General features: G+C 63.4%; 22 protein-coding genes. 17 read left to right on the forward strand and 5 right to left on the reverse strand.

Annotated features, from left to right (window positions below):
* The first annotated feature begins 67 nt into the window (after positions 1 to 67).
* The 9 genes from GH665_RS07125 to iscX all read left to right on the forward strand — a co-directional run bounded on the left by GH665_RS07125 (position 68) and on the right by iscX (position 6,818).
* Entirely contained in the window at positions 68 to 565 is a 498-nt protein-coding gene (locus GH665_RS07125) for a low molecular weight protein-tyrosine-phosphatase (RefSeq protein WP_153135269.1), read from the forward strand.
* A gap of 140 nt (positions 566 to 705) precedes the next feature.
* Positions 706 to 1,236 (forward strand): Fe-S cluster assembly transcriptional regulator IscR, encoded by a 531-nt coding sequence (gene iscR / locus GH665_RS07130; protein WP_153135270.1) that lies wholly within the window; start codon positions 706 to 708, stop codon positions 1,234 to 1,236.
* Between the two features lie 74 nt (positions 1,237 to 1,310).
* Entirely contained in the window at positions 1,311 to 2,534 is a 1,224-nt protein-coding gene (locus GH665_RS07135; RefSeq protein WP_153135271.1) for an IscS subfamily cysteine desulfurase, read from the forward strand.
* A gap of 72 nt (positions 2,535 to 2,606) precedes the next feature.
* Positions 2,607 to 3,020: a Fe-S cluster assembly scaffold IscU gene (gene iscU / locus GH665_RS07140; protein ID WP_028199493.1), complete on the forward strand. Its 414-nt coding sequence runs from the start codon at positions 2,607 to 2,609 to the stop codon at positions 3,018 to 3,020.
* A gap of 137 nt (positions 3,021 to 3,157) precedes the next feature.
* A complete protein-coding gene (gene iscA / locus GH665_RS07145; protein ID WP_028199494.1) occupies positions 3,158 to 3,481 on the forward strand; it encodes an iron-sulfur cluster assembly protein IscA in 324 nt (107 codons plus the stop codon).
* A gap of 114 nt (positions 3,482 to 3,595) precedes the next feature.
* Positions 3,596 to 4,123 carry a Fe-S protein assembly co-chaperone HscB gene (gene hscB / locus GH665_RS07150; RefSeq protein WP_153135272.1) on the forward strand — a complete coding sequence of 176 codons (528 nt, stop codon included), beginning with the start codon at positions 3,596 to 3,598 and terminating at the stop codon, positions 4,121 to 4,123.
* Positions 4,124 to 4,250: 127 nt separating this feature from the next.
* Entirely contained in the window at positions 4,251 to 6,122 is a 1,872-nt protein-coding gene (hscA, locus tag GH665_RS07155) for a Fe-S protein assembly chaperone HscA (protein WP_153135273.1), read from the forward strand.
* Between the two features lie 141 nt (positions 6,123 to 6,263).
* Positions 6,264 to 6,605, forward strand: coding sequence for an ISC system 2Fe-2S type ferredoxin (gene fdx, locus GH665_RS07160; protein ID WP_028199497.1), 342 nt, complete (start codon positions 6,264 to 6,266; stop codon positions 6,603 to 6,605).
* Positions 6,606 to 6,620: 15 nt separating this feature from the next.
* Positions 6,621 to 6,818 (forward strand): Fe-S cluster assembly protein IscX, encoded by a 198-nt coding sequence (gene iscX, locus GH665_RS07165; RefSeq protein ID WP_028199498.1) that lies wholly within the window; start codon positions 6,621 to 6,623, stop codon positions 6,816 to 6,818.
* A 70-nt stretch (positions 6,819 to 6,888) separates the two neighbouring features.
* Here the strand turns inward: iscX and GH665_RS07170 are convergent, their stop codons facing one another.
* From GH665_RS07170 to GH665_RS07190, 5 genes are all read right to left on the reverse strand, one after another.
* Positions 6,889 to 7,611, reverse strand: a complete 723-nt coding sequence (locus GH665_RS07170; RefSeq protein ID WP_153135274.1) for a glycine zipper 2TM domain-containing protein — start codon at positions 7,609 to 7,611, stop codon at positions 6,889 to 6,891.
* A 329-nt stretch (positions 7,612 to 7,940) separates the two neighbouring features.
* The gene (gene lysS / locus GH665_RS07175; RefSeq protein WP_153138281.1) at positions 7,941 to 9,479 is read right to left on the reverse strand and encodes a lysine--tRNA ligase; all 1,539 of its coding nucleotides are present in this window, start codon (positions 9,477 to 9,479) and stop codon (positions 7,941 to 7,943) included.
* Between the two features lie 152 nt (positions 9,480 to 9,631).
* Positions 9,632 to 10,736, reverse strand: a protein-coding gene (prfB, locus tag GH665_RS07180; RefSeq protein WP_153135275.1) for a peptide chain release factor 2 whose coding sequence is annotated in 2 segments (ribosomal slippage) — positions 9,632 to 10,654 and positions 10,656 to 10,736 — 1,104 coding nt in all. Because the reading frame shifts where the segments join, the coding sequence is not laid out codon by codon here.
* Between the two features lie 148 nt (positions 10,737 to 10,884).
* Positions 10,885 to 12,591, reverse strand: a complete 1,707-nt coding sequence (gene recJ, locus GH665_RS07185; protein WP_153135276.1) for a single-stranded-DNA-specific exonuclease RecJ — start codon at positions 12,589 to 12,591, stop codon at positions 10,885 to 10,887.
* A 40-nt stretch (positions 12,592 to 12,631) separates the two neighbouring features.
* Positions 12,632 to 13,771, reverse strand: a complete 1,140-nt coding sequence (locus tag GH665_RS07190) for a regulator (protein ID WP_153135277.1) — start codon at positions 13,769 to 13,771, stop codon at positions 12,632 to 12,634.
* Positions 13,772 to 13,839: 68 nt separating this feature from the next.
* On the opposite strand from GH665_RS07190, the gene GH665_RS07195 reads away from it, so the two are divergent.
* The 8 genes from GH665_RS07195 to kdsA all read left to right on the forward strand — a co-directional run bounded on the left by GH665_RS07195 (position 13,840) and on the right by kdsA (position 23,785).
* Positions 13,840 to 14,136: a hypothetical protein gene (locus GH665_RS07195; RefSeq protein ID WP_153135278.1), complete on the forward strand. Its 297-nt coding sequence runs from the start codon at positions 13,840 to 13,842 to the stop codon at positions 14,134 to 14,136.
* Between the two features lie 298 nt (positions 14,137 to 14,434).
* Positions 14,435 to 15,688, forward strand: a complete 1,254-nt coding sequence (locus GH665_RS07200; protein WP_153135279.1) for a lipoprotein-releasing ABC transporter permease subunit — start codon at positions 14,435 to 14,437, stop codon at positions 15,686 to 15,688.
* A complete protein-coding gene (gene lolD / locus GH665_RS07205; protein WP_030101777.1) occupies positions 15,681 to 16,424 on the forward strand; it encodes a lipoprotein-releasing ABC transporter ATP-binding protein LolD in 744 nt (247 codons plus the stop codon). Before GH665_RS07200 ends, lolD begins: the two co-directional genes overlap by 8 nt.
* Before the next feature lie 50 nt (positions 16,425 to 16,474).
* On the forward strand, positions 16,475 to 17,263 hold the full coding sequence (locus tag GH665_RS07210) for a TatD family hydrolase (RefSeq protein WP_153135280.1): 789 nt from the start codon (positions 16,475 to 16,477) through the stop codon (positions 17,261 to 17,263).
* A gap of 121 nt (positions 17,264 to 17,384) precedes the next feature.
* Positions 17,385 to 20,099, forward strand: coding sequence for a DNA internalization-related competence protein ComEC/Rec2 (locus GH665_RS07215; protein WP_153135281.1), 2,715 nt, complete (start codon positions 17,385 to 17,387; stop codon positions 20,097 to 20,099).
* Between the two features lie 106 nt (positions 20,100 to 20,205).
* Entirely contained in the window at positions 20,206 to 21,009 is an 804-nt protein-coding gene (locus GH665_RS07220; protein ID WP_153135282.1) for an alpha/beta fold hydrolase, read from the forward strand.
* A gap of 251 nt (positions 21,010 to 21,260) precedes the next feature.
* Entirely contained in the window at positions 21,261 to 22,934 is a 1,674-nt protein-coding gene (pyrG, locus tag GH665_RS07225; protein ID WP_153135283.1) for a CTP synthase, read from the forward strand.
* Positions 22,931 to 23,785, forward strand: a complete 855-nt coding sequence (gene kdsA, locus GH665_RS07230; RefSeq protein WP_153135284.1) for a 3-deoxy-8-phosphooctulonate synthase — start codon at positions 22,931 to 22,933, stop codon at positions 23,783 to 23,785. The genes pyrG and kdsA overlap by 4 nt, the downstream gene beginning before the upstream one ends.
* The last annotated feature ends 101 nt before the right edge of the window (positions 23,786 to 23,886 follow it).

Here is a 23,886-nt window from a genome sequence, read left to right on the forward strand (position 1 = left end):
CTTTGTATAATCGCGCCACCGTTTCTTAACCGTCGATCCGCGGGCGTTCAGCGTCCGAAAGCCTCTGATGAAAACCGTGTCCATCTGCTTTGTCTGCCTGGGGAACATTTGCCGTTCGCCAACCGCGGAAGGCGTGATGCGCCGTCTGGTCGGGGAGGCGAAGCTTGCGGAGCGGATTCTGATCGATTCCGCCGGCACGGGTGACTGGCACATCGGCCAGCCGCCGGACGAGCGCGCGCAAGTTGCCGCCGGCCGGCGCGGTTATCAGCTTGCTGCGTTGCGCGGGCGTCAGATTGCGGCAGCCGACTTCGAGCGCTTCGACCTGCTGATCGCGATGGATGACAAAAACGTCGCCGCACTGCGCCAGGTTTGTCCGGCGCAGCAGCGCGACAAAATCCGCCTGCTGATGGAGTTCGTGCCTGAAGCGGACGGCCGCTGGTCCGGCGCGCGAGAAGTGGCCGACCCCTATTTCGGCGGCGCCGAGGGCTTCGAGCAGGTGCTGGATCAATGCGAAGTGGCCTGCCGTGGGTTGATCGCGGCGTTGCGCCCCCAACTGATTGCATGAGTCTGGCTGTGGCCGGCTAGCGTCGGCTGCGCAATCCAGTAATTAAGCAAATGACCCAAATCACGGTAGGGATACTTGACTAATTCACTCATGTATTTATACTTGACCAAACTTGTCGAGAATTGCGGTTCCCACACCATATGAGACTCACCACGAAAGGCCGTTTCGCCGTCACGGCGATGATTGACCTGGCACTGCGCCAGGAGCAGGGCCCGGTGACGCTTGCGGGTATCAGCCAGCGCCAACACATCTCCCTGTCTTATCTCGAGCAGCTGTTTGGCAAGCTGCGTCGTCACGAAATCGTCGAATCCGTGCGCGGACCCGGCGGCGGCTACAATCTGGCCCGCCGCGCCGAAGACGTGACCGTCGCCGACATCATCATCGCTGTCGACGAGCCGCTCGACGCCACCCAGTGCGGCGGCAAGGGCTCGTGCGAGGGTACCAAGCAGCACGACGGCCATTGCATGACGCACGAATTGTGGTCGACGCTGAACCAGAAAATGGTCGAGTACCTGGATTCGGTTTCCCTGAAAGATCTGGTCGATCAGCAGCGCTCGCGCGAAGGTGCGCCGGCGGTGTTGCGCGATCGCCGCAATGAGGCGCCGGCGGTCGAACCTGCCCGCGTCGTGCCGAAAGGGCCTAATTCAGTTTTCAACATGGCCAGTTCCTAGGCGCGGCAGTCTGAACACACCGCAGCCTGATCAGGAACCCAGAAGCCAGAGCAATGACGTCCCCGGAGCAATTGATGAATAACGACACTCTCCACCTGCCCATTTATATGGACTACAGCGCGACGACGCCGATCGATCCGCGTGTGGTGGACAAGATGATTCCGTACCTGCGTGAGCAGTTCGGCAACCCCGCGTCGCGCAGCCACTCGTATGGCTGGGACGCGGAACGTGCGGTCGAGGAAGCGCGCGAGAACGTCGCCGCGCTGGTGAATGCCGACCCGCGCGAAATTATCTGGACCTCGGGCGCAACGGAGTCGGACAACCTCGCGATCAAGGGTGCGGCGCACTTCTACAAGAGCAAGGGCAAGCACATCATCACGGTGAAGACCGAGCACAAGGCTGTGCTCGACACCTGCCGCGAACTCGAGCGCGAAGGCTTCGAAGTCACCTATCTGGATGTAAAGGACGACGGCCTGATCGACCTCGAGAAGTTCAAGGCCGCGCTGCGTCCGGATACGATTCTGGTCTCGGTCATGTCGGTGAATAACGAGATCGGTGTGGTGCAGGACATCGAGGCGATCGGCGAGATCACCCGTGCAAAGGGCATCATTTTCCACGTCGACGCGGCGCAAGCCACGGGCAAGATCGAGATCGATCTGCAAAAGCTGAAGGTCGATCTGATGTCGTTCTCGGCGCACAAGACGTACGGTCCGAAGGGCATCGGCGCGCTGTACGTGCGTCGCAAGCCGCGTATCCGCATCGAAGCGCAAATGCACGGCGGCGGTCATGAGCGCGGCATGCGTTCGGGCACGCTGGCTACGCACCAGATCGTCGGTATGGGCGAAGCGTTCCGTATCGCACGTGAAGAAATGGCGACGGAAAACGAACGTATCCGCATGCTGCGCGACCGTCTGCTGCGCGGCCTGTCGGAAATGGAAGAAACGTATGTGAACGGCGACATGGAAAAGCGCGTCCCGCACAACCTGAACATCAGCTTCAATTTCGTCGAAGGCGAATCGCTGATCATGGCGGTGAAGGACGTGGCGGTGTCGTCGGGTTCGGCTTGCACGTCGGCTTCACTGGAACCGTCGTACGTGCTGCGCGCACTCGGCCGCAACGACGAGCTGGCGCATAGCTCGATCCGTTTCACGGTGGGCCGCTTCACGACCGAGCAGGACGTCGATTACGTGATCAACCTGCTGAAGACCAAGATTTCGAAGCTGCGCGATTTGTCGCCGCTGTGGGAAATGCACAAGGACGGGATCGATATTTCGACGATCCAATGGGCAGCGCACTGACGCGCCAGTTCGGACAACGTCGAATTTATCGAATTGCAATTTGCAGGTTGAAACGGATCAAGGAGTGTAATCATGGCTTATAGCGACAAGGTTCTGGACCACTACGAAAACCCGCGCAACGTCGGTTCCTTCGCGAAGGACGACGATGCAGTCGGTACCGGCATGGTCGGCGCGCCGGCATGCGGCGACGTGATGAAGCTGCAGATTCGCGTGGGCGCGGACGGCATCATCGAAGATGCGAAGTTCAAGACGTACGGCTGCGGTTCGGCAATCGCATCGAGCTCGCTCGTCACCGAATGGGTGAAGGGCAAGACGCTCGATCAGGCAATGTCGATCAAGAACACGCAGATCGCCGAAGAACTGGCGCTGCCGCCGGTAAAGATCCACTGCTCGATTCTCGCGGAAGACGCGATCAAGGCAGCGGTCGCCGATTACAAGCAGCGTCACGGTGAAGCGGTCGTCGAAGGTGACAAGCAACACGCATAAGCGTGTTCGAGTGAGTCGAAGCGGGCGGTGCGGGTAGAAATGCACGGCCCGGCATGAGCGATATTTGATGCAGGCAGGGTAGCGGCGTGTCAGCCGGCATATGAATGCCGAAGGCACGCGGCGCAATGAGAAACGCTATGGCAATTACGTTGACCGAAAAGGCAGCACAGCACGTCCAGAAGTATCTGACTCGCCGCGGCAAGGGTGTCGGGCTGCGCGTAGGCGTGCGCACGACCGGTTGCTCGGGTTTGGCGTACAAGCTCGAGTACGTGGATGAACTCGCGCCCGAAGACGAAGTATTCGACTGCAACGGCGTGAAGATCATTGTCGACCCGAAGAGCCTCGCCTATATCGACGGCACCGAACTCGACTTCGCACGCGAAGGGTTGAACGAAGGCTTCAAGTTCAACAACCCGAACGTGAAGGATGAGTGCGGCTGCGGCGAATCGTTCCGCGTGTAAAGCGGCTCATTCCGCGTGCAGCGGATCAAAGGCGGCGCGTGCCGCCTTTTTAGTTTCATCCGCGTGTTTAGCCTGCACTCCGGTGCGCTTTCCTGAACGGACTCCTTTTATCTGATGGCATCGCTGAACGACAGCCACTTCGACCTGTTCGATCTGCCGGCGCAATTCGCGCTCGACGCAGCGGCACTCGATCACGCCTACCGCACGGTACAGGCACAGGTGCATCCGGACCGCTTCGCGGCAGCCGGCGACGCGCAGAAGCGCATCGCGATGCAATGGGCGACGCGCACCAACGAGGCCTATCAGACGCTGCGCGATCCGTTGAAGCGCGCGACCTATCTGCTGCACCTGCGCGGCATCGACGTCGGCGCGGAGAACAACACGGCGATGGAGCCGGCGTTCCTGATGCAGCAGATGGAGTGGCGCGAAGGTATCGAAGACGCGGCCGGGGCGAAAAACGTCGACGCGCTCGATGCCTTGCTGACCGAACTGCGCGACGAAGAGCGCATGCGCTTCGACAAGCTCGGCGCGCTGCTCGACAGCGGTGCGAATCAGGCGGCGGGCGAGGCAGTGCGGCAGTTGATGTTCATCGAGCGGGTGGCGTCGGAAATCGGTACGCAGATCGAGCGGCTCGAAAACTAGCGGTCCAGCGTCGCGCATGAATACGCAGCCAGAGCAGACGTAGCAAACGCATTTAGCAACGCTTCAAGCAACGCATCCAGCAACGCGAAAATTCAGGACGGGGCCAAGCAGCTCCGAGAAGATCCAGATGGCCTTACTGCAAATCTCCGAACCCGGCATGGCGCCGGCGCCCCATCAGCGGCGCCTCGCGGTCGGTATCGATCTCGGCACCACCAATTCCCTCGTCGCCGCCGTGCGCAGCGGCGTGCCCGACGTGCTGCCCGACGAAGACGGCCATGCGCTGCTGCCCTCGGTGGTGCGTTACCTGGAAAAGGGCGGCCGCCGTATCGGCCGCAAGGCCAAGGCTGAAGCCGCCACCGATCCGCGCAACACGATCGTCTCGGTCAAGCGCTTCATGGGCCGCGGCAAGGCGGAAGTGGAGGGCGCCGAGAATGCCCCCTACGATTTCGTCGATGCGCCCGGCATGGTGCAAATCCGTACCGTCGACGGCGTGAAGAGCCCGGTTGAAGTGTCGGCGGAAATTCTCGCGACGCTGCGCCAGCGTGCCGAAGACACGCTGGGCGACGAACTGGTCGGCGCGGTGATCACCGTGCCCGCATATTTCGACGAAGCGCAACGCCAGGCGACCAAAGATGCCGCGCGTCTGGCCGGCCTGAACGTGCTGCGTCTGTTGAACGAGCCGACTGCGGCCGCGATCGCCTACGGCCTCGATAACGGCTCCGAAGGCCTCTACGCGGTCTACGACCTCGGCGGCGGCACCTTCGATCTGTCGATCCTGAAGCTCACCAAGGGTGTCTTCGAAGTGCTCGCGGCGGGCGGCGATTCCGCGCTCGGCGGCGACGATTTCGACCACGCCCTGTATCGCCACGTGCTGGAGCAGGCGGGTATCGCGCCGCAAACGCTCGCGCCTGAAGACGTCCGCCTGCTGCTCGATGCAGTACGCGTGACCAAGGAGGCTTTGTCGGATGCGCCGGGTGCGAAGGTACAGGCCACGCTCTCGAACGGCACCCAGATCGATCTGACGGTCGACGAGGCCACTTTCGAGGCGATTACTCAGGCGCTGGTTCAACGCACGCTTGGACCCACGAAGAAAGCGCTGCGCGATGCCAAGGTGACGACCAAAGAGGTCAAGGGCGTGGTGCTGGTGGGCGGTGCGACGCGCATGCCGGTGATTCGCCGCGCGGTCGAGTCGTTCTTCGGCCAGCCACCGCTCATCAATCTGGACCCGGATCAGGTCGTCGCGCTCGGTGCGGCGATCCAGGCCGATCTGCTCGCGGGCAATCGCGGCGCCGACGGTGACGACTGGCTGTTGCTCGACGTGATTCCGCTGTCGCTCGGCGTCGAAACGATGGGCGGTTTGACGGAGAAAATCATCCCGCGCAATTCGACCATTCCGGTCGCCCGCGCGCAGGACTTCACCACCTTCAAGGACGGCCAGACGGCGATGGCGATCCACGTCGTGCAAGGCGAGCGCGAGCTCGTCAGCGATTGCCGTTCGCTCGCGCGTTTCGAGCTGCGCGGTATTCCGCCGATGGCGGCCGGCGCGGCGCGGATTCGCGTCACGTATCAGGTCGACGCGGACGGTTTGCTGTCCGTATTCGCGCGCGAGCAGGGCTCCGGCGTGGAAGCGTCGGTGGTGGTCAAGCCGTCCTACGGTCTGGCCGACGACGACGTCGCCAGGATGCTCGAAGAAAGCTTCTCGACCGCTGAAGTCGACATGCGCGCGCGCGCGCTGCGTGAAGCGCAAGTCGAAGCGCGCCGTCTGGTGGAAGCAACCGACGCGGCGCTCGCCGCCGACGCCGAATTGCTCGACGACAGCGAACGCGCCGAACTCGACGCGCTGCTCACCGCGTTGCGCAACATCGCGCAAAGCGACGACGCCGATGCGATCGAAGCCGCGACAAAAACGCTCGCCGAAGGCACCGACGAATTCGCTGCCCGCCGCATGAACAAGGGCATTCGCCGCGCGCTGGCCGGCCGCAAGCTCGACGAGATCTGAGCGCCTTGCGGCGTGTGTCGCGTGATGCGCGGCCGCCCGCAATGAACCGCGCTGCATGGACTTAAAAAGTCCGTGCAGCGTCAGTAAAATGGTACGGAGCCTGTTTGCGGCCGCCGTGCCGCAGACCCAAACGGAAAATGTATGCCTCAAATCGTTGTGCTGCCCCACGTCGAACTGTGCCCGGAAGGCGCGGTGATCGATGCCGTGCCCGGCAAGAGCATCTGCGACAATCTGCTCGATAACGGCATCGAAATCGAGCACGCCTGCGAGAAGTCCTGCGCGTGCACGACCTGCCACGTGATCGTGCGTGAGGGTTTCGCCGCCTTGACGCCATCCGAGGAAGACGAGGACGATCTGCTGGACAAGGCGTGGGGGCTCGAACCGGCGTCACGCCTGTCATGCCAGGCCATGGTGCCGGCTGAGCAGGATCTGGTCGTCGAAATTCCGCGTTACTCGATCAATCACGCGAAGGAAAATCACTAACTGGAGGATGCAGCCATGAAGTGGACCGATACGCAAGACATCGCGATGGCCCTGACTGACAAGCACCAGGGCATTGACCCGCAACAGGTGCGCTTCACTGATTTGCACCGCTGGGTTACCGAGCTGGAGGGTTTCGACGACGACCCTAACCGGTCGAACGAAAAGATCCTGGAAGCGATTCAGGCCGCATGGATCGAAGACGCGGATTACTGAGTCCACTCCCGCTGCGCGAAAGAAAAAGGCGATTCCATTGGAATCGCCTTTTTTAATGCCCGGAGAATCTTCAGGCTGCCACGAGTGTGCCGTTTTCGACCCGCACACGCTGACCTTGCTGGAAGGGCGGCGCGTCGTGATAGGTGAAATAGCGCATCTTGCCGTTTTCCATTCGCACCCGCACCGAATACGACGTCGTGCTGCGGATGTGTTTTTCAACCGAGTTACCGGCGAGACCGCCGCCGAGCGCGCCGAGGATGGTCATCGCGGCACGTCCATTGCCGGCGCCGAACTGATTGCCGACCACGCCGCCGGCCACTGCGCCACCAACCGCACCGATACCGGTGCCGTGGCCTTCCTGACGCACCGCGGAGATCGCGGCGACCGTGCCACAACTTGAGCAGTACGCCGGTTGCGATGGTTGCTGCTGATATTGCGGTGCCGGCTGGGCCTGTTGCTGCTGGGCGTACTGAGGCTGCTGCGCCGGCTGCGGAACGGGTTGAGGCACCGGTTGCTGGGCCGCCTGCTGGGCCGCCTGTTGGGGGGCGGGCTGCTGGGCAGGCGCCTGCGCCGCCGTGTTTGCCGGGGCCGCCGAATCGACCACACCCGGTTGGGTGGCCACTTGCGCCGCCTGGGTTTGATCCGTTTGCGCGCTGGTGCTCGACGCCTTCGGGAACAGGCCCGTGACGGCCGCGGTCGCGGCCAGACTGGCGATGATCACCGCACCGGCAGCGGTAGCGACGAGCGGGTGAAGACGACGTTGTTGCGTGGATTTGGTATCTGGATTATCCATATTGGCCTCCGTCTGGAGCAGAGTCGACTGTTATTGAGACTCAGTGTCGGGCAAATCGATCCCCGGAGGGTTTCAATTTGTAACGATTTCCGGGCAATCATCGCGTCCCGTGCGCGTCGAAGTCCGCCCGGTGCGGCGGCGTGCCTGATTCCTTGCGGGTCCGGGGGAGGCTGGAAAAACGGCGGACTGGTAGAGCATACGCACCTTTTACCGACGGTTACAAACTGTCAGGTTACGGTTCTACGTTTTTTCGCAGCTGCAATAAAAAACGCCCGGTATTGAGCCGGGCGTTCCTCTTTTGCGAGTCGTTACCGCGAGCGACGCGGCGATCAGTCTTCGCGGCGCAGATGCGGGAACAGAATCACGTCGCGAATGCTTGGGCTGTCGGTCAGCATCATCACCAGCCGGTCGATGCCGATGCCGCAACCGCCGGCCGGCGGCATGCCGTATTCCAGCGCGCGGATGTAGTCGGCGTCGTAGAACATCGCTTCTTCGTCGCCGGCGTCTTTCTGGTCGACCTGCTTCTTGAAGCGGGCCGCCTGGTCTTCCGGATCGTTCAGCTCGGAGAAACCGTTGGCGATTTCACGGCCCGTGATGAACAACTCGAAGCGCTCGGTGATGCCATCGAACTTGTCCGACGCGCGCGCCAGCGGCGACACTTCGATCGGGTAATCGATGATGAAAGTCGGCTCCCACAGTTGCGACTCGGCGGTCTCTTCGAACAGCGCCAGTTGCAACGCGCCCACGCCGGCGTTCAGGAACTGCGGCTGCGATGCGTCCACGCCGAACTTCTTCAGTTCCGTGCGCAGGAATGCGTCGTCGCTGAGTTGTGCGTCCGTGTATTGCGGTGCGTATTTCTGAATCGCCTGGCTGATCGTCAGACGATGGAACGGCTTGGCCAGATCGAGTTCACGGCCCTGATAGGTGATCGTCGCGCTGCCGAGCGCGTCGACCGCCGCCTGGCGGATCAACTGCTCGGTGAAGTCCATGATCCACTTGTAATCGGTGTACGCCGCGTAGAACTCGATCATCGTGAATTCCGGATTGTGGCGTACCGACACGCCCTCATTGCGGAAGTTACGGTTGATCTCGAAGACACGCTCGAAGCCGCCGACCACGAGGCGCTTCAGATACAGTTCCGGCGCGATGCGCAGGAACATCTGCATGTCGAGCGCGTTGTGATGCGTGGTGAACGGCTTGGCCGCCGCGCCGCCCGGAATCGGGTGCAGCATCGGCGTTTCGACTTCCATGAAATCGGCGTCCGCCATGAACTTGCGGATCGACGACATCGCCTTGGTGCGCGCGACGAAGGTCTTGCGCGTTTCCGGCGTGACGATCAGATCGACGTAGCGCTGGCGGTACTTCATTTCCTGATCGGCGAGACCATGGAACTTGTCCGGCAGCGGACGTAGCGACTTCGACAGCAAACGCAGTTCGGTACAGCGCACCGAGAGTTCGCCCTTGTTGGTACGGAACAGCACGCCGCGCGCCGCGACGATGTCGCCCATGTCCCACTTCTTGAAGGCGTCGTACGTTTCCTGGCCGACGTCGGCCGGCGTAATGAAAAACTGGATCTGACCCGACCCGTCGCGCACGGTCGCAAAGCTTGCCTTGCCCATCACGCGCTTGAGCATCATGCGGCCGGCGATCGCGACTTCGAGCGGATTGGCTTCGAGTGCTTCCTTGTCGGTCCCGGCGTACTGCGTTTGCAGATCTTCGGCGTGATGCGTGGGGCGGAAATCGTTCGGATAGGCGACGCCGTGCTCACGCAGCTCGCGCAGCTTTTCGCGGCGTTCGGCCATGATCTTGTTGTCGTCTACCTCGGGCGCGACATTCTGGGCCGCATTAGGCTGGGTCGGTTCGGTCATGATGGTTTGGTATTCGGTGGCCCGCACCAGGATGGTCCGCATGCGGGTGGCCAGTCAGTAAAAACCTCAGGCGCTATAACAAAGATGCACAAAGATGCACAAAGATGCAAAGAAACGGCGCGGCGCTGTCAGGCATGCCGCGCCGGTTGCGCTTAGACGCCCTGTTTCAGGCTGGCGCTGATGAACGGATCGAGGTCGCCGTCGAGCACGCTCTTGGTATTGCTGATTTCGACGTTGGTGCGCAGATCCTTGATACGGCTGTTGTCCAGCACGTACGAGCGGATCTGATGACCCCAGCCCACATCGGTCTTGCCGGCTTCGAGCTTGTCCTGCTCTTCCTGACGCTTGCGGATTTCCGCTTCGTACAGGCGCGATTTCAGCATGGCCATGGCTTCGGCACGGTTGCGGTGCTGCGAACGGTCGTTCTGGCACTGCACGACGATGCCCGACGGCATGTGCGTAATCCGCACGGCCGAATCGGTCTTGTTGATGTGCTGACCGCCCGCGCCGGACGCGCGATACGTGTCGATACGCAGATCGGCCGGGTTGATGTCGACTTCGATCGAATCGTCGATTTCCGGGTACACGAACACCGACGAGAACGACGTATGGCGGCCGCCCGACGAATCGAACGGCGACTTGCGCACGAGACGGTGCACGCCGGTTTCGGTACGCAGAAAGCCGTACGCGTATTCGCCTTCGATCTTGATCGTGGCGTTCTTGATGCCCGCGACGTCGCCGTCGGTCTGTTCCAGCACTTCGGTCTTGAAGCCCTTGCGCTCGCAGTAGCGCAGGTACTGGCGCAGCAGCATGGACGCCCAGTCGCACGCCTCGGTGCCGCCGGCGCCGGCCTGGATGTCCAGGAAGGCGTTGTTCGGATCGGCCGGGTTCGCGAACATCCGGCGGAATTCCATGTCGGCGACACGTTGTTCGATGCCTTGCGCGTCTGCTTCGCAGGCGATGAGGGTTTCCTCGTCGTCTTCTTCGCGGGCCATGTCGAACAGGTCCTGCGTGTCGCGCAGGTCATTATCGAGCGACGTGAGTTTGCCGACGGTGTCGTCGAGCAGCTTCTTTTCCCGGCCGAGGGCCTGGGCGTGCTTCGAGTCGTTCCAGACGTCCGGGTCTTCGAGTTCCCGGTTGACTTCGATTAGACGCAGTGCTTTGTCGTCGTAGTCAAAGATACCCCCGTAGCGAGTCCGCGCGCGTGCGCAGGTCCGCCAGTGAGGCTTCGATCGCGTTGAGACGTTCCGCTTCCATGTCGATCTTTTATAGCTTCGTAAAAAGGGGAAATTATAGCCGATCGGCGCCCCGCGCCGGAGGCTTGTGAGCGATCCGGCGCGGGTTTGGGGTTGATTTTGCGGTGATTTTTGGCGCTTGGCACGCGTCTCGCGACCCGTCAGCCGCTTCAGCTCGCCGCGTGCTCGACGATCAATTGCACCCGCGCCACGCCATTCCATGTGTCGCTGGCGAGGCGATAGGCGACGGTGGTGCGCGCGGGCAGCGTGTCGGTGTGATTGAACCAGATCGCGTTGAAGCGCTGGCGGCCACGCACCAGTTGCAGTTTCAGATGTTTGTCTTTGACCAGCGCTTGCGACGCGATGTCGAATTCGCCGGAAAACACCGGCGCCGGGAAGCCTTGGCCCCACACGGCGGCATCGAGCATTTCGACGAATTGCGGCGTGAAGTAGGCGTCTTCGAGTTCGCCGTCGGTTTCGACCGTGCGCGACAACGCCTCTTCGGAGAGCCATTCGCGGCCCACGGCCTCGAACGCGGCGGTAAAGCGCGGCACGTCGGCGGCGGCAATCGTCAGACCCGCGGCCATCGCGTGGCCGCCGAATTTGACGATCAGGCCCGGTTCGCGCTTCGAGATCAGATCGAGCGCGTCACGCAGATGGAAGCCCGAAATCGAACGGCCCGAGCCTTTGACGAGCTGACCGCTGTCGTCGGCGAGCGCGAAGGTGAACGATGGGCGGTGGAATTTCTCCTTCAACCGTCCCGCGACGATGCCGATCACACCTTGATGCCAGGTCGGATTGAACAGCGTGATGGTGGTCGTGCCTTCAGGGTTGATTGCCGACAGGTCTTCGAGCGCCTGCTGCTGCATGCCGGCTTCGATTTCGCGGCGCTCGCGGTTCATCGTGTCGAGTTGCTGCGCGAGATCCCATGCGCAGCCGATGTCGTCGGTGGTCAGACATTCAATGCCGAGCGACATGTCGGACAGACGGCCGGCCGCGTTCAGGCGCGGGCCGAGCGCGAAACCGAGGTCGAAACCCGATGCGCTGCGGGCGTCGCGCGCGGCGGCGCGGAACAGGGCGGCGATGCCCGGCTGCATCTTGCCTTTGCGAATCCGCTGCAAGCCCTGCGCGACCAATACGCGGTTATTGCCGTCGAGCTTGACCACGTCGGCGACCGTGCCGAGCGCGACCAGATCGAGCAGGCCGTCCAGACGCGGTTCGGGGAAATCGTCGCTGAAAGCGCCGCGGCGGCGCAATTCCGCGCGCAACGCCAGCAGCACATAAAACATGACGCCGACCCCGGCGATGCACTTGCTCGGAAACGTGCAGCCCGGCTGGTTCGGATTGACGATGGCGCGTGCAGCCGGCAGTTCGTCGCCAGGGAGGTGATGGTCGGTGACCAGCACGTCGATGCCGAGCGCATTGGCCGCTTCCACGCCGTCGACGCTGGCGATGCCGTTATCGACTGTAATCAGCAGTTCCGGCTTGCCCGACGCGCTGCGAGCGGCCAGCGCGACGATCTCGGGCGTCAGACCATAACCGTATTCAAAGCGGTTCGGCACCAGATACTCGATCTGGCCGCCGAACATGCGCAGCCCGCGCACCGCGACCGCGCAGGCGGTGGCGCCGTCGCAGTCGTAGTCGGCGACTACCAGCATGCGGCGCTGGTTCTGGATCGCATCGGCGAGCAGCGCCGCCGCGTCTTCGCAGCCCTTGAGCGTTGCAGGCGGCACGAGCCGCGCGAGACCGGTTTCGATTTCGTCGGGCATGCACACGCCGCGCGCGGCATACAGGCGCGCGAGCACCGGATGCAGGCCGTGGCGGGTGAGGATTTCGGCGTCGACAGGTGACGCGGCGCGCGTAACGATTCGAGTCATTCGGAAAGGCCGTGGATCATTCGATGTTTCATTCGGTGTGTCATTCGATAAACAGCGAGGCGAACACGCGCCGCCGCCAGAATTTGCGCAGGTCGCCGCGCGTCACCGTGAGCGTCACCGAGCCGGTGTCGCCGCATAGCGTCAGGCCGAGTTCATCGAGCCGGCCCGCTTGCAGCGCGGCCAGCGCCGGTTCGAACCAGTCGGTTTGCAACGCGGCGAAGGCGTCGTTCCAGCGTGCCCAGTCCTGCTCGATGTAGGGCGCGGAGAACGGATCGAGTTCGACCAGCGTGGTGCCGTTGTCATGGGCATTCGTGCCGCTCGAGGCGTTGCCTGAAGCGCCGCCCGCAGCGCTACGCGCTGTCAGTGCGGCGAAGGACGCCGGCGGTGCGCCGGTCTCGACGCCTGCGGTCATGGCGAGACCACGCGTGGCTGCGGCGTCGGACAATACCCGCGCGAACGGGCTCGTCACTGCCTGCGCCGTTCCCTGGGCGTGAAACCAGATCGAGTTGACGGCCGGCAGGCCACGCGCCTCGCGCGCTTCGTTGACCGGATGCTCGAACCACGCCATCTGCACTTCGTTCTGCAATTTCATCCAGGCGCGCGAGCGGTCGCCGGAATGCGCTTCGTGCGGCAGCCAGATTTCGATGTTGCGGCCGCTCGCACGCAACGGCGACGCCCCCGCCAGCGTGCCGAAACCGTCTCCCGACAAGTACCAGCGCGCGGGCCTGGGCGCTTCGATCCGCACGCCGAGTTCTTCGATCAAGGGCCGGGCGACCGCCAGCAGGACGCTGGCTTCGTCGTCGGACAGGTCGAGCGAGGCCGGATCGATCAGCACCAGATGGTCATGCGCGATGCGCACGTGCACCGGTTGCACGCAGGCCCACGTGGCGCTGCCCGGCTCGCCGCCGTCGGCACGCAGCATGTACGGCGCAAGCGGTGCTTCATCGGCGGCCGCCGCGCCGCCCGGCAGTGCGCCGAACTGGCGCGCCACCCAGCGCTCATGCGGCAGCGTGCGCTGAAAATCTTCGCCGATCACCCGTTCGACCAGCGTCGCGCGCGCGATCAACCGGTCGAGGGCCGGACTGCGGATGTCGTGCAGGGCGGTGGAGGCGTCCGCTGCGGCGGGCAGCGCGAAGGGCAGGAGAAGATGAAGGCGGTTGGCGTGCATGATGCTGCGCATTGTAGGGCAAAGAGTGCGAGTATTCAGACCATATCGGCGGATTCGGGCAACGCGCCCGAGTCCCGCCGATGGCAGCAGCCGAGCGCGGCGGCACCGCGCGCATGACGCGGGAGACCGACATGTCGCGTGAACTGAAAACCGAGCAGGAATTGCTGGAACTGGTCGTGAAAGCGCTCGACGCCAATCCGGCCACGGCCGGCTGGATTCCGACCGGCCTCCACGAGACCGTCGACGACGAGGACGGCTGCAACTGGGATATCACCCACCTGCATCGGGACCGCAAGGACGCGGAACTGCGCGATATGGCGGCCAGCCAGGCGGCCGGGATCATCAATGGTCTGAGGAGCCGCTACAACCTGCGTTAGGGGCGGGGCCACGCGCCCCGCGCACAGGGCCATTGCGCGAATGCGCGGCATTGTATGGCAAACTTCGCGCTTGATTGACGGCAGTAGCAGCAGCGACGGGGCGCCGGCTTCGGTGGCGCGGGGGTTTGCGAGGGGCGCGCCGGACGGCACCGGAACGTTTTACCGGAACCATCCGGGTTGCCGCGACACCAATAGATCACGACGCTCAGGCCGCATGACAGGCGCGACGGCGGCAGGTTGGCGCCGTCGTGTGCAGCAAAAGGCCGGAAGCAGACGAAGAACGCAGAAAAGGATTCGCTTGAAATTTCCCTACGAATGGCAGATTGGCTGGCGCTACACCCGCGCCGGCAAACGCACGACCGGTAACGGCTTCATTTCCTTCATCGCACTCGTGTCGATGTCGGGCATCGCGCTCGGTGTCGCGGCGCTGATCGTCGTGTTGTCCGTGATGAACGGTTTCCAGAAAGAGGTGCGCGACCGGATGCTGTCGGTGCTGGCGCATGTCGAGATCTTTTCGCCGACCGGTTCGATGCCCAACTGGCAACTGACCGCCCAGGAAGCGCGCCAGAACAAGGAAGTGATCGGTGCGGCGCCGTACGTCGACGCGCAGGCGCTGCTCACGCGCCAGGACGCCGTGAGCGGCGTGGCGCTGCGCGGCGTCGAACCGTCGCTGGAACCTGAAGTGTCCGATATCGGCAAGGAAATGAAGGGCGGCAAGCTGACCGACCTCGTGCCGGGCGACTTCGGTATCGTGCTGGGCGCGGACCTGGCCACCAATCTCGGCGTGACGGTCAACGACAAGATCACGCTGGTTGCGCCCGAAGGCACCATCACGCCCGCCGGCATGCTGCCGCGGCTGAAACAGTTCACGGTGGTGGGCATCTTCGAGTCGGGCCATTACGAATACGACAGCACGCTCGCGCTGATCAACATCAAGGACGCCGAGGCGCTGTTCCGGCTATCCGCGCCGACCGGCGTGCGGCTGCGCCTGACCGACATGCAGCGGGCGCCGGAGGTCGCGCATCAGTTGGCGCGCACCTTGTCGGGCGATTTGTACATCCGCGACTGGACCCAGCAGAACAAGACCTGGTTCTCGGCGGTGCAGATCGAAAAACGCATGATGTTCATCATCCTCACGCTGATCATCGCGGTGGCGGCGTTCAATCTGGTGTCGTCGCTGGTAATGACGGTGACTAACAAACAGGCTGACATCGCGATTCTGCGCACGCTCGGCGCGCAGCCCGGCTCGATCATGAAGATTTTCGTGGTGCAGGGCGTGACGATCGGCTTTATCGGTACGGCGACCGGCGTGGCGCTCGGCTGCCTGATTGCGTGGAGCATTCCGTGGCTCGTGCCGATGATCGAGCATCTGCTCGGTGTGCAGTTCCTGCCGCCGTCGGTGTATTTCATCAGCGAACTGCCGTCCGAACTGATTCCCGCCGACGTGGCGCGGATCGGCATCATTGCGTTCCTGATGTCGGCGCTGGCGACCCTTTATCCGAGCTGGCGTGGTGCGAAAGTCCGTCCTGCGGAGGCGCTGCGCTATGAATGACCGTTCCACTAGCGTATCCATGGTTTCTGACGACAACGCGTTGCATCCCTATGTGCTGGAAGCAACCGGCATTTCGAAGTCGTTCGTGCAGGGCGGCCTCAATGTCCAGGTGCTCAACAACGCGCAATTGAGCGTGCGGCGCGGTGAAAAGCTGGCGATCGTCGGCGCGTCGGGTTCCGGCAAGAGCACGCTGCTGCATGTGCTCGGCGGACTCGACGATCCGAGCGCGGGTCATGTCTCGGTGATGGGCAAGCCGTTTACGAAACTCTCCGAGCGCGAACGTAACGACCTGCGCAATCGCGCACTCGGTTTCGTGTACCAGTTTCACCATCTGTTGCCGGAATTCACCGCGCTCGACAATGTCGCGATGCCGCTGCGGATTCGCCGCATGACCACCGAGGCCGCGCGGCGCGAGGCGCTTGCGGTGCTGGAGCGGGTCGGCATGGGGCATCGCGCGAAGCATCGTCCGGGTGAGCTGTCGGGCGGCGAGCGTCAGCGCGTGGCCATTGCCCGGGCGCTGGTGACCAAGCCCGCTTGTGTGCTCGCCGACGAACCCACGGGCAATCTGGACGGCGGCACGGCCGACACCGTGTTCAACCTGATGCTCGAACTCTCGCAAACGCTCGACACCAGCTTCGTGATCGTCACGCACGATCCCGAGCTGGCCGGACGTTGCGACCGGATCATGCGGCTGCGCGACGGCGTCTTGCACGAAGAGCCGCCTGTGCCGGTTTAAGCGCCGCGCACAACGCGAGCGAGGCTCTGCCGCTAACGAGGAGGCGCGCCATGTGGATCGATACGCACTGCCATCTCGACGCTTCCGAATTCAACGCCGACCGCGAGGCGGTCGCCGATGCGGCGCGTCAGGCCGGTGTCGGGCGTATCGTGATTCCGGCGATCGGCCGCGAGAACTTCACGACGGTACGTGAACTCGCGCACCGTATCGACGGCGGCGCGTATGCGCTCGGCATTCATCCGCTCTTCACGCCGGGGGCGCACGAGAGCGATCTCGAACTGCTGCGCATGGAAATCGAGGCGAGTCTCGACGATCCACGGTTTGTCGGCATAGGCGAAATCGGCCTCGACTATTTCGTCGAGGGTCTCGACGATGCGCGCCAGCAGTTCTTCTACAACGGTCAACTTCAACTGGCGCGCGAATTCGATCTGCCGGTGATTTGCCACGTGCGCAAATCGCAGGATCAGGTGATCAAAGGGCTGCGGCGGCATCAGATTCATCGCGGCATCGCGCACGCCTTCAACGGTAGTTTTCAGCAGGCCGAGGTATATATCGACCAGGGCATGCATCTCGGTTTTGGCGGCAATCTGACCTTCGAGCGGGCACGGCAAATCCGGCGCCTGGCGGAGCAGTTGCCGTTCGAGGCGCTGGTCGTCGAGACCGACGCGCCGGACATCGCCCCATCCTGGATCTACAGGCAGCGCAACTCGCCGGATCAGATTCCTGCTATCGGCGCGGGCCTCGCGCAACTGCGCGGCATGAGCGCCGACGAAGCCGCCCTAGGCACAACGGCTAACGCGCTCGCCGCGCTGCCGCGGCTGGCACTTTCCTCTGCATAATTGAACGCGATGGTCTGAGTGGTTCGCGTTGGGCGGAACACATGCCCGGCGGGTCTGCTGACGTCTGCTCGCTGAGCGTCGTGTCGTCCGGCGAAGGCTGAACCGAGGGCGCGGAGGTCGGATGCGGGCATGGTGGTGCGGGTTTGCGTTGGGGGTGATCGGGCTGCAGCGGCAGGCGGCGTTGCCGGATTGGCTTGGGCGGTCAGTGCTGGTGTCGCTCGGGTGTGTTGCGATTCTTGTCGCGGTGTGGGGCTTGCGCTGGCGTGTTTCAGTAGCCGCTGAGGCGCGTTCGGCTGCCGCAAAATCATCCATTGGTCGTGCCTTGTCCGGCACGCGCGCGCGTTCTTGCGCCGGCTGGGGCGCGCTGTGGATCGCGGCCCTTTGTGTGGGTTTCGGCTATGCCGCCTGGCGTGCGGAAGTCCGGCTCGCGGTGAGCTTGCCGAGCGCCTGGGAAGGGCGCGATATCGACGTTGTCGGTAGTATCAAGGGACTGCCGTCACGCGACGACAAGGGTGCGCGCTTCCTTTTTGAAGTCGAGTCGGCGGATGCACCGATCGCCGCTTTTCCGCGCGTGATTCAACTCTCGTGGATTGCCGCAGATGCGCCTGCGCCGCCGCTCGAACCGGGCACGCGCTGGCGTCTGACCGTGCGGCTCAAACGCCCGCATGGCAATGCGAACTTCGGCGTGCGCGATGCGGAAGCCAGTTTGCTGGCGCGCAATGTACGCGCCACCGGCTATGTGAGCGCGCCGGCTCAAGCTGTGCGCCTGCCTGGCATTGCGCGTGGCATAAGCGTGACGGTCGATTGCTGGCGCGCCGCGCTGCGTGCGCGTATTGACACCGTGCTCGCCGACGCGCCGCATCGTGGGATTGTGGTGGCGCTCGCCATCGGCGCGCAGGACGAGGTCAGCGCGGCCGACTGGCTGTTGATGCGCGGCACGGGCACCAGCCATCTGGTGGCGATCTCGGGTTTGCACATCGGCTTTGCCGCCGGCCTCGCGGCGTGGCTCGCCGGGGTGGTGTGGCGGCGCTCGGGATTCGTCGGCCGCAACTGGCCGCTGCTGCTGCCCGCGCAGGTCGTCGCGGTGACGGGCGGCGCGTTGTTCGCCGGGCTGCATGCAGCGTTGGCGGGTTTCAACGTGCCGGCCCAGCGCGCGCTGTGGATGGCGGGGGTGGTGGCGCTGGCGTTTATCAGCGGGCGCAACCTCGCGCGATCGGTGGTGCTGGCGTGGGCGTTGGGCCTCGTGCTGCTGATCGATCCGTGGGCCGTGGTGGCGGCAGGATTCTGGCTGTCGTTCTGCGCGGTGGCGGCGATTCTGTTTGCGATGTCGGGACGGCCGCGGGTGCAGGACCACGAGCAGCGCCGCGACGAAGAGGGTGAAGGCAGCGTGACGCCGGCAAGGTTCGCGCGCCTGTGGTCTGTCGTATGCCGCCGCGCTCGGGCTTTCGGCGAACGGTTGCGCGGTGCCGCGCATGTGCAGTTCGCGGTGACCGTCGCGCTTGCACCGCTCACCGTCTATTGGTTTGCCCAGATTCCGTTGATCGGCCCGCTCGCGAATGCCTTCGCGATTCCGTGGGTGAGTCTGCTGGTGACGCCGGCCGTATTGGCAGGTGTCGCGTTGCCCACGCCGTTCGACGCCTACGCTTTTCGCGCCGCGCACATCTTGCTCGACCTGCTGGCGACAGGCCTGCAAACGCTGTCCGGTCCGGCGTGGACGCTCTGGCGGCTGCCCCAGCCGGACCCGTGGACGCTCACCGCGGCGGCGGTTGGCGTTTGCTGGTGTCTGGCGCCGCGTGGCTGGCCGCTGCGCTGGGCCGCGCCGATCACGTGGCTGCCGCTGCTGATGCCGGCGCCATCCGGGCCGCCGCACGGCAGCTTTCGCCTGACGGCGCTGGATATTGGTCAAGGCACCTCCGTGCTGGTCGAAACCGCGCATCACACACTGTTATTCGACACCGGACCCGGACCGGAATCGACGCATGCGGGTGAACGGGTAGTCGTGCCGTTTTTGCAGGCGCACGGCGTCAAAGCGCTCGATACGCTGCTTGTCAGCCACGCCGATTCCGACCACTCGGGCGGCGCGCCCGCTGTACTGGAGGCGATCGAGGTACGTCAAATGATGGCGGCATTGGCGCCCGCGAATCCGTTGTGGTCGAACGCGCGGCAGCGCGGCGCGGCTACGCTGCCCTGTGCGGCTGGCCAGCATTGGCAATGGGACGGCGTGGAGTTCGCGATACTGTGGCCGGATGCCGGACCGCTGCAAGGCAAGCCGAATGCCCATTGCTGCGTGTTGCGGGTGAGTACGATGCCGGCTCGCACGAGCCTGTCGACGGCGGCGAGCCCGCCGGCCGCTAATGTTCAAACGGTGGCGCCGCGCATGGCCGCCGTGCTGGCGGCTGATATCGAAGCGCCGGTCGAACGCATGCTGCTCGCACGCGATCGCGACGCGTTGCGCGCCCAGGTGCTGGTCGTGCCGCATCATGGAAGCAAGACCTCGTCGACCGAGCCGTTCCTCGACTCTATCGACCCGCTCATCGCGCTATTTCAGGTAGGCTATCGCAACCGGTTTCATCATCCGAATGCAGGTGTGTTCGAGCGTTACAAGGCACGGCATATCGAGCTTGCACGCAGCGATGCGGACGGCGCGGTGCGGGTTGACGTCAATCCGAACATCAACTCCGACATCGACCCGGCTATCGAACCAGGCACCGGAGCCGAGGCCAGCGAGGGACTTGATTCCGCAGTCGCCCCGCGAGTCGATCCGGGCCGGAGCGCCGCCACCCTGACGCTCGAGCGCTATCGCGACACTCAGCACCGCTACTGGATGGATCGCTGATGGATTGCCGGCCGTACAGAGAGAACAAATGCGCCGCCGGGCCGGAGTCTGAACGAAGAGTCAGGCGTGGGGCCCTCGCGCCAAAACAGAACGGAGAGTGCCGCAGTTGAAAAACATCATCCACTTCTCGCATGCGAACGGGTTCCCGGCGTCAACCTACCGAACGATCTTCGCCGAGCTCGCCGACGACTACGAACTGCGCTCCATCGAGCGCATCGGTCACGACGCGCGTTATCCGGTCACGCAGGACTGGCCGCATCTGGTCGAACAGTTGCTCGACGACGTGGGCCGGTCTTATGAGCAGCCGGTGTGGCTGGTCGGCCATTCGCTGGGCGGCTATCTGTCGCTGATGGCGGCGCTGAAAAAGCCGCAGTGGGTGAGGGGGGTGATCATGCTCGATTCGCCCGTGATCGCCGGTTGGCGCAGCAGCATGCTGCGGGTGTCGCAATGGACCGGGCTTGACGAACGCCTGTCGCCCGCGGCCGCCACCCGCGCGCGCCGTACGCAGTGGGCAAGCCGTGACGAGGCGTGGCGGCACTTTCATTCGAAACCGGCGTTCGCGCGTTGGGACGAGCGCATGCTGTCGGACTACATCGACTTCGGCATCCCGCAGAGCTCGCCGGACGGCGGCCGCTCGCTTGCATTCGACCGGCGCACCGAATATCAGATCTACAAGACCTTGCCGCATACGCTTGGGCCCCGCCTCGCGCGTGGCGCGCCCGTGCCGGTGGGGTTCATCGCCGGTACGCGGTCAAAGGAAGTGCGCCAGGCGGGGCTGGACGCCACCCGCCGCGCAACCGGCGGTCATGTGGAATGGATCGAAGGCAGCCATCTGTATCCGATGGAAAGACCGCTCGAAACCGCGCGTGCGGTGCAGCGGATGCTGCGCGAACTGGAGCGGCGGACTTAAGGCCGTGACGGACGCCGCGCGAGGCGGCGTCCGCGTTCACCGGCGTGGCGGTCTGTCCATAAGAGGCGTGGCGGCAGACGTGAGGCGGCGCGGTCCGCTAATGCGCTTCACCGGCGCCGCGAAAACGGTGCATGATCGGCTAACGGCGATTGCTATCGCCGCAGCATACTTTCGTGCAGATGTCGCCAGGAATTCGCTGGGTTGAGACCCTGCTTTACGGTATAATCCGTTTTTCCCGCGAGCATCCAGCGATGACCAAATATGTTTTCGTCACCGGCGGCGTAGTATCTTCCCTCGGCAAGGGTATTGCCGCCGCTTCCCTCGCCGCGATCCTCGAATCGCGCGGTCTTAAAGTCACCCTCCTCAAGCTCGATCCCTACATCAATGTCGACCCCGGCACGATGAGTCCGTTTCAACACGGCGAAGTGTTCGTGACGGAAGACGGAGCGGAGACTGACCTCGACCTTGGCCACTATGAGCGCTTCATCAGCACGAAGATGCGCAAGGCCAATAACTTCACCACAGGCCAGATTTACGAATCGGTGATCCGCAAGGAACGCCGTGGCGATTATCTCGGCAAGACGGTGCAGGTCATTCCGCACATCACCAACGAAATCCAGGCGTTCATCGAACGCGGCGCGGCTTCCGCGACGTGTGGTGAGCCGGACGTCGCCATCGTCGAAGTGGGCGGCACCGTAGGCGATATCGAATCACTGCCGTTCCTCGAGGCCGCGCGTCAGATGAGTCTGCGCATGGGCCGCAACAGCGCGTGCTTCGTGCACCTCACGCTGGTGCCCTGGGTCGCGACCGCGGGCGAGCTGAAAACCAAGCCTACCCAGCACAGCGTGCAGAAACTGCGTGAAATCGGTATCTCGCCGCACGTGCTGCTATGTCGCGCCGACCGCCGCATTCCGGACGACGAGCGCGCGAAGATCTCGATGTTCTCGAACGTGCCGGAAGACGCGGTGATTTCCGTGTGGGACGCCGACAGCATCTACAAGATTCCGCAGATGCTGCACGACCAGGGTCTTGACGCGATCATCTGCGAAGAGCTCAAGCTCACGCCGAAGCCCGCCGATCTGTCGATGTGGGCGAATCTCGTCGAAAAACTCGAGCATCCGAAGCACGAAGTCACGATCGGCATGGTCGGCAAGTATGTCGATCTGACCGAGTCGTACAAGTCGCTGATCGAAGCGCTGCGCCATGCGTCGATGCATACGTCGACCAAGGTCAACATCGAGTACATCGATTCGGAAGAGATCGAGACGCAAGGCGTCGAGAGCCTCAAGCATCTGGATGCCGTGCTCGTGCCGGGTGGCTTCGGCCGTCGCGGCACTGAAGGCAAGATTGCCGCGATCCGCTATGCACGCGAAGCGAAGGTGCCGTATCTCGGCATCTGCCTCGGCATGCAGCTGGCCGTGATCGAATTCGCCCGCGACGTGGTCGGCCTGAAAGGCGCGAACAGCACCGAGTTCGATCAGGAAACCGAGAACCGCGTGGTTGCGCTGATCACCGAGTGGTACGACCGTGAAGGCCGGGTCGAGAAGCGTACCGAAGAATCGGATCTGGGCGGCACGATGCGTCTGGGTTCACAACGTTGCCCGATCAAGCCCGGCACGATGGCCGAAGAGATCTATGGCAAGGATGTGAACGAACGCCATCGTCACCGTTATGAAGTCAATAACCGCTTCGTGCCCCAACTCGAAGCCGGTGGCCTTATCATCAGCGCCCGTACTCCGAGTGAAGATCTGCCGGAAATGATGGAATTGCCGCGCAGCATGCACCCGTGGTTCGTCGGCGTGCAGTTCCACCCGGAATTCACGTCCACGCCGCGCGACGGCCATCCGTTGTTCAAGTCGTTTGTCGAAGCGGCGCTTGCGCACCAGCAGCCGCGCACGACGGCGGAAGTCGGGGAGAAAGCATGAAGCTGGGCGATTTCGAAATCGGGCTCGACAAGCCGTTTTTCCTGATCGCAGGCACCTGTGTTGTCGAATCGGAGCAGATGACGATCGATACGGCAGGTCAGCTGAAAGAAATCTGCGCGAAACTGAACATTCCGTTCATCTACAAATCGTCATACGACAAAGCCAACCGCAGCAGCGGCAAGTCGTTTCGCGGTCTGGGCATGGACGAAGGTTTGCGCATTCTGTCGGAAGTGAAGCGTCAGCTTGGTCTGCCGGTGCTGACCGATGTGCACGCGGAGCATGAGATCGAGCAGGTTGCGTCCGTGGTTGACGTTCTGCAAACGCCTGCTTTCCTGTGCCGTCAAACTGATTTCATTCAGGCTTGTGCGCGTTCGGGCAAACCGGTCAACATCAAGAAAGGCCAGTTTCTCGCACCGCACGACATGACGAATGTGATCGACAAGGCGCGCGATGCGGCGCGTGAAGCGGGCCTTTCGGAAGACCGCTTCATGGCGTGCGAGCGCGGCGTGTCGTTCGGTTATAACAATCTGGTTTCGGACATGCGATCGCTTGCGATCATGCGCGAAACCAAGGCGCCGGTCGTGTTCGACGCTACCCACTCGGTGCAGTTGCCGGGCGGGCAGGGCACGAGCTCGGGCGGCCAGCGCGAATTCGTGCCGGTGCTGGCGCGTGCCGCGGTAGCCGTTGGCGTGTCGGGTCTCTTTATGGAAACCCATCCGAAGCCTTCGGAAGCCAGGTCGGACGGCCCGAACGCGGTACCGTTGCATCGCATGGCCGAGCTGCTCGAAACGCTTGTGACGCTCGATCGGGCGGTCAAGCGCGCGCCGTTCCTCGAAAGCGATTTCAACTGATTCAGGCATTCACCGCGTGTCACGATTGGTTTGCATAATCGGTGCGCGGCGAATGCACGTAATGGTCGTCGAAAGCATCAGGGCGCAAGTAGTTTGCCGGG

Source organism: Paraburkholderia agricolaris, assembly GCF_009455635.1.
GTDB classification, from domain to species: domain Bacteria; phylum Pseudomonadota; class Gammaproteobacteria; order Burkholderiales; family Burkholderiaceae; genus Paraburkholderia; species Paraburkholderia agricolaris.

Coding starts and splice junctions, on each gene's coding strand:
- GH665_RS07210 (WP_153135280.1), top strand. CDS start 16,475: ATGTGGATCGATACGCACTGCCATCTCGACGCTTCCGAATTCAACGCC.
- GH665_RS07215 (WP_153135281.1), top strand. CDS start 17,385: ATGCGGGCATGGTGGTGCGGGTTTGCGTTGGGGGTGATCGGGCTGCAG.
- iscA (WP_028199494.1), top strand. CDS start 3,158: ATGGCAATTACGTTGACCGAAAAGGCAGCACAGCACGTCCAGAAGTAT.
- iscU (WP_028199493.1), top strand. CDS start 2,607: ATGGCTTATAGCGACAAGGTTCTGGACCACTACGAAAACCCGCGCAAC.
- hscB (WP_153135272.1), top strand. CDS start 3,596: ATGGCATCGCTGAACGACAGCCACTTCGACCTGTTCGATCTGCCGGCG.
- iscR (WP_153135270.1), top strand. CDS start 706: ATGAGACTCACCACGAAAGGCCGTTTCGCCGTCACGGCGATGATTGAC.
- iscX (WP_028199498.1), top strand. CDS start 6,621: ATGAAGTGGACCGATACGCAAGACATCGCGATGGCCCTGACTGACAAG.
- hscA (WP_153135273.1), top strand. CDS start 4,251: ATGGCCTTACTGCAAATCTCCGAACCCGGCATGGCGCCGGCGCCCCAT.
- lolD (WP_030101777.1), top strand. CDS start 15,681: ATGAATGACCGTTCCACTAGCGTATCCATGGTTTCTGACGACAACGCG.
- pyrG (WP_153135283.1), top strand. CDS start 21,261: ATGACCAAATATGTTTTCGTCACCGGCGGCGTAGTATCTTCCCTCGGC.
- GH665_RS07190 (WP_153135277.1), bottom strand. CDS start 13,771: ATGCGCAGCATCATGCACGCCAACCGCCTTCATCTTCTCCTGCCCTTC.
- GH665_RS07135 (WP_153135271.1), top strand. CDS start 1,311: ATGAATAACGACACTCTCCACCTGCCCATTTATATGGACTACAGCGCG.
- recJ (WP_153135276.1), bottom strand. CDS start 12,591: ATGACTCGAATCGTTACGCGCGCCGCGTCACCTGTCGACGCCGAAATC.
- GH665_RS07195 (WP_153135278.1), top strand. CDS start 13,840: ATGGCAGCAGCCGAGCGCGGCGGCACCGCGCGCATGACGCGGGAGACC.
- fdx (WP_028199497.1), top strand. CDS start 6,264: ATGCCTCAAATCGTTGTGCTGCCCCACGTCGAACTGTGCCCGGAAGGC.
- GH665_RS07125 (WP_153135269.1), top strand. CDS start 68: ATGAAAACCGTGTCCATCTGCTTTGTCTGCCTGGGGAACATTTGCCGT.
- GH665_RS07170 (WP_153135274.1), bottom strand. CDS start 7,611: ATGGATAATCCAGATACCAAATCCACGCAACAACGTCGTCTTCACCCG.
- kdsA (WP_153135284.1), top strand. CDS start 22,931: ATGAAGCTGGGCGATTTCGAAATCGGGCTCGACAAGCCGTTTTTCCTG.
- lysS (WP_153138281.1), bottom strand. CDS start 9,479: ATGACCGAACCGACCCAGCCTAATGCGGCCCAGAATGTCGCGCCCGAG.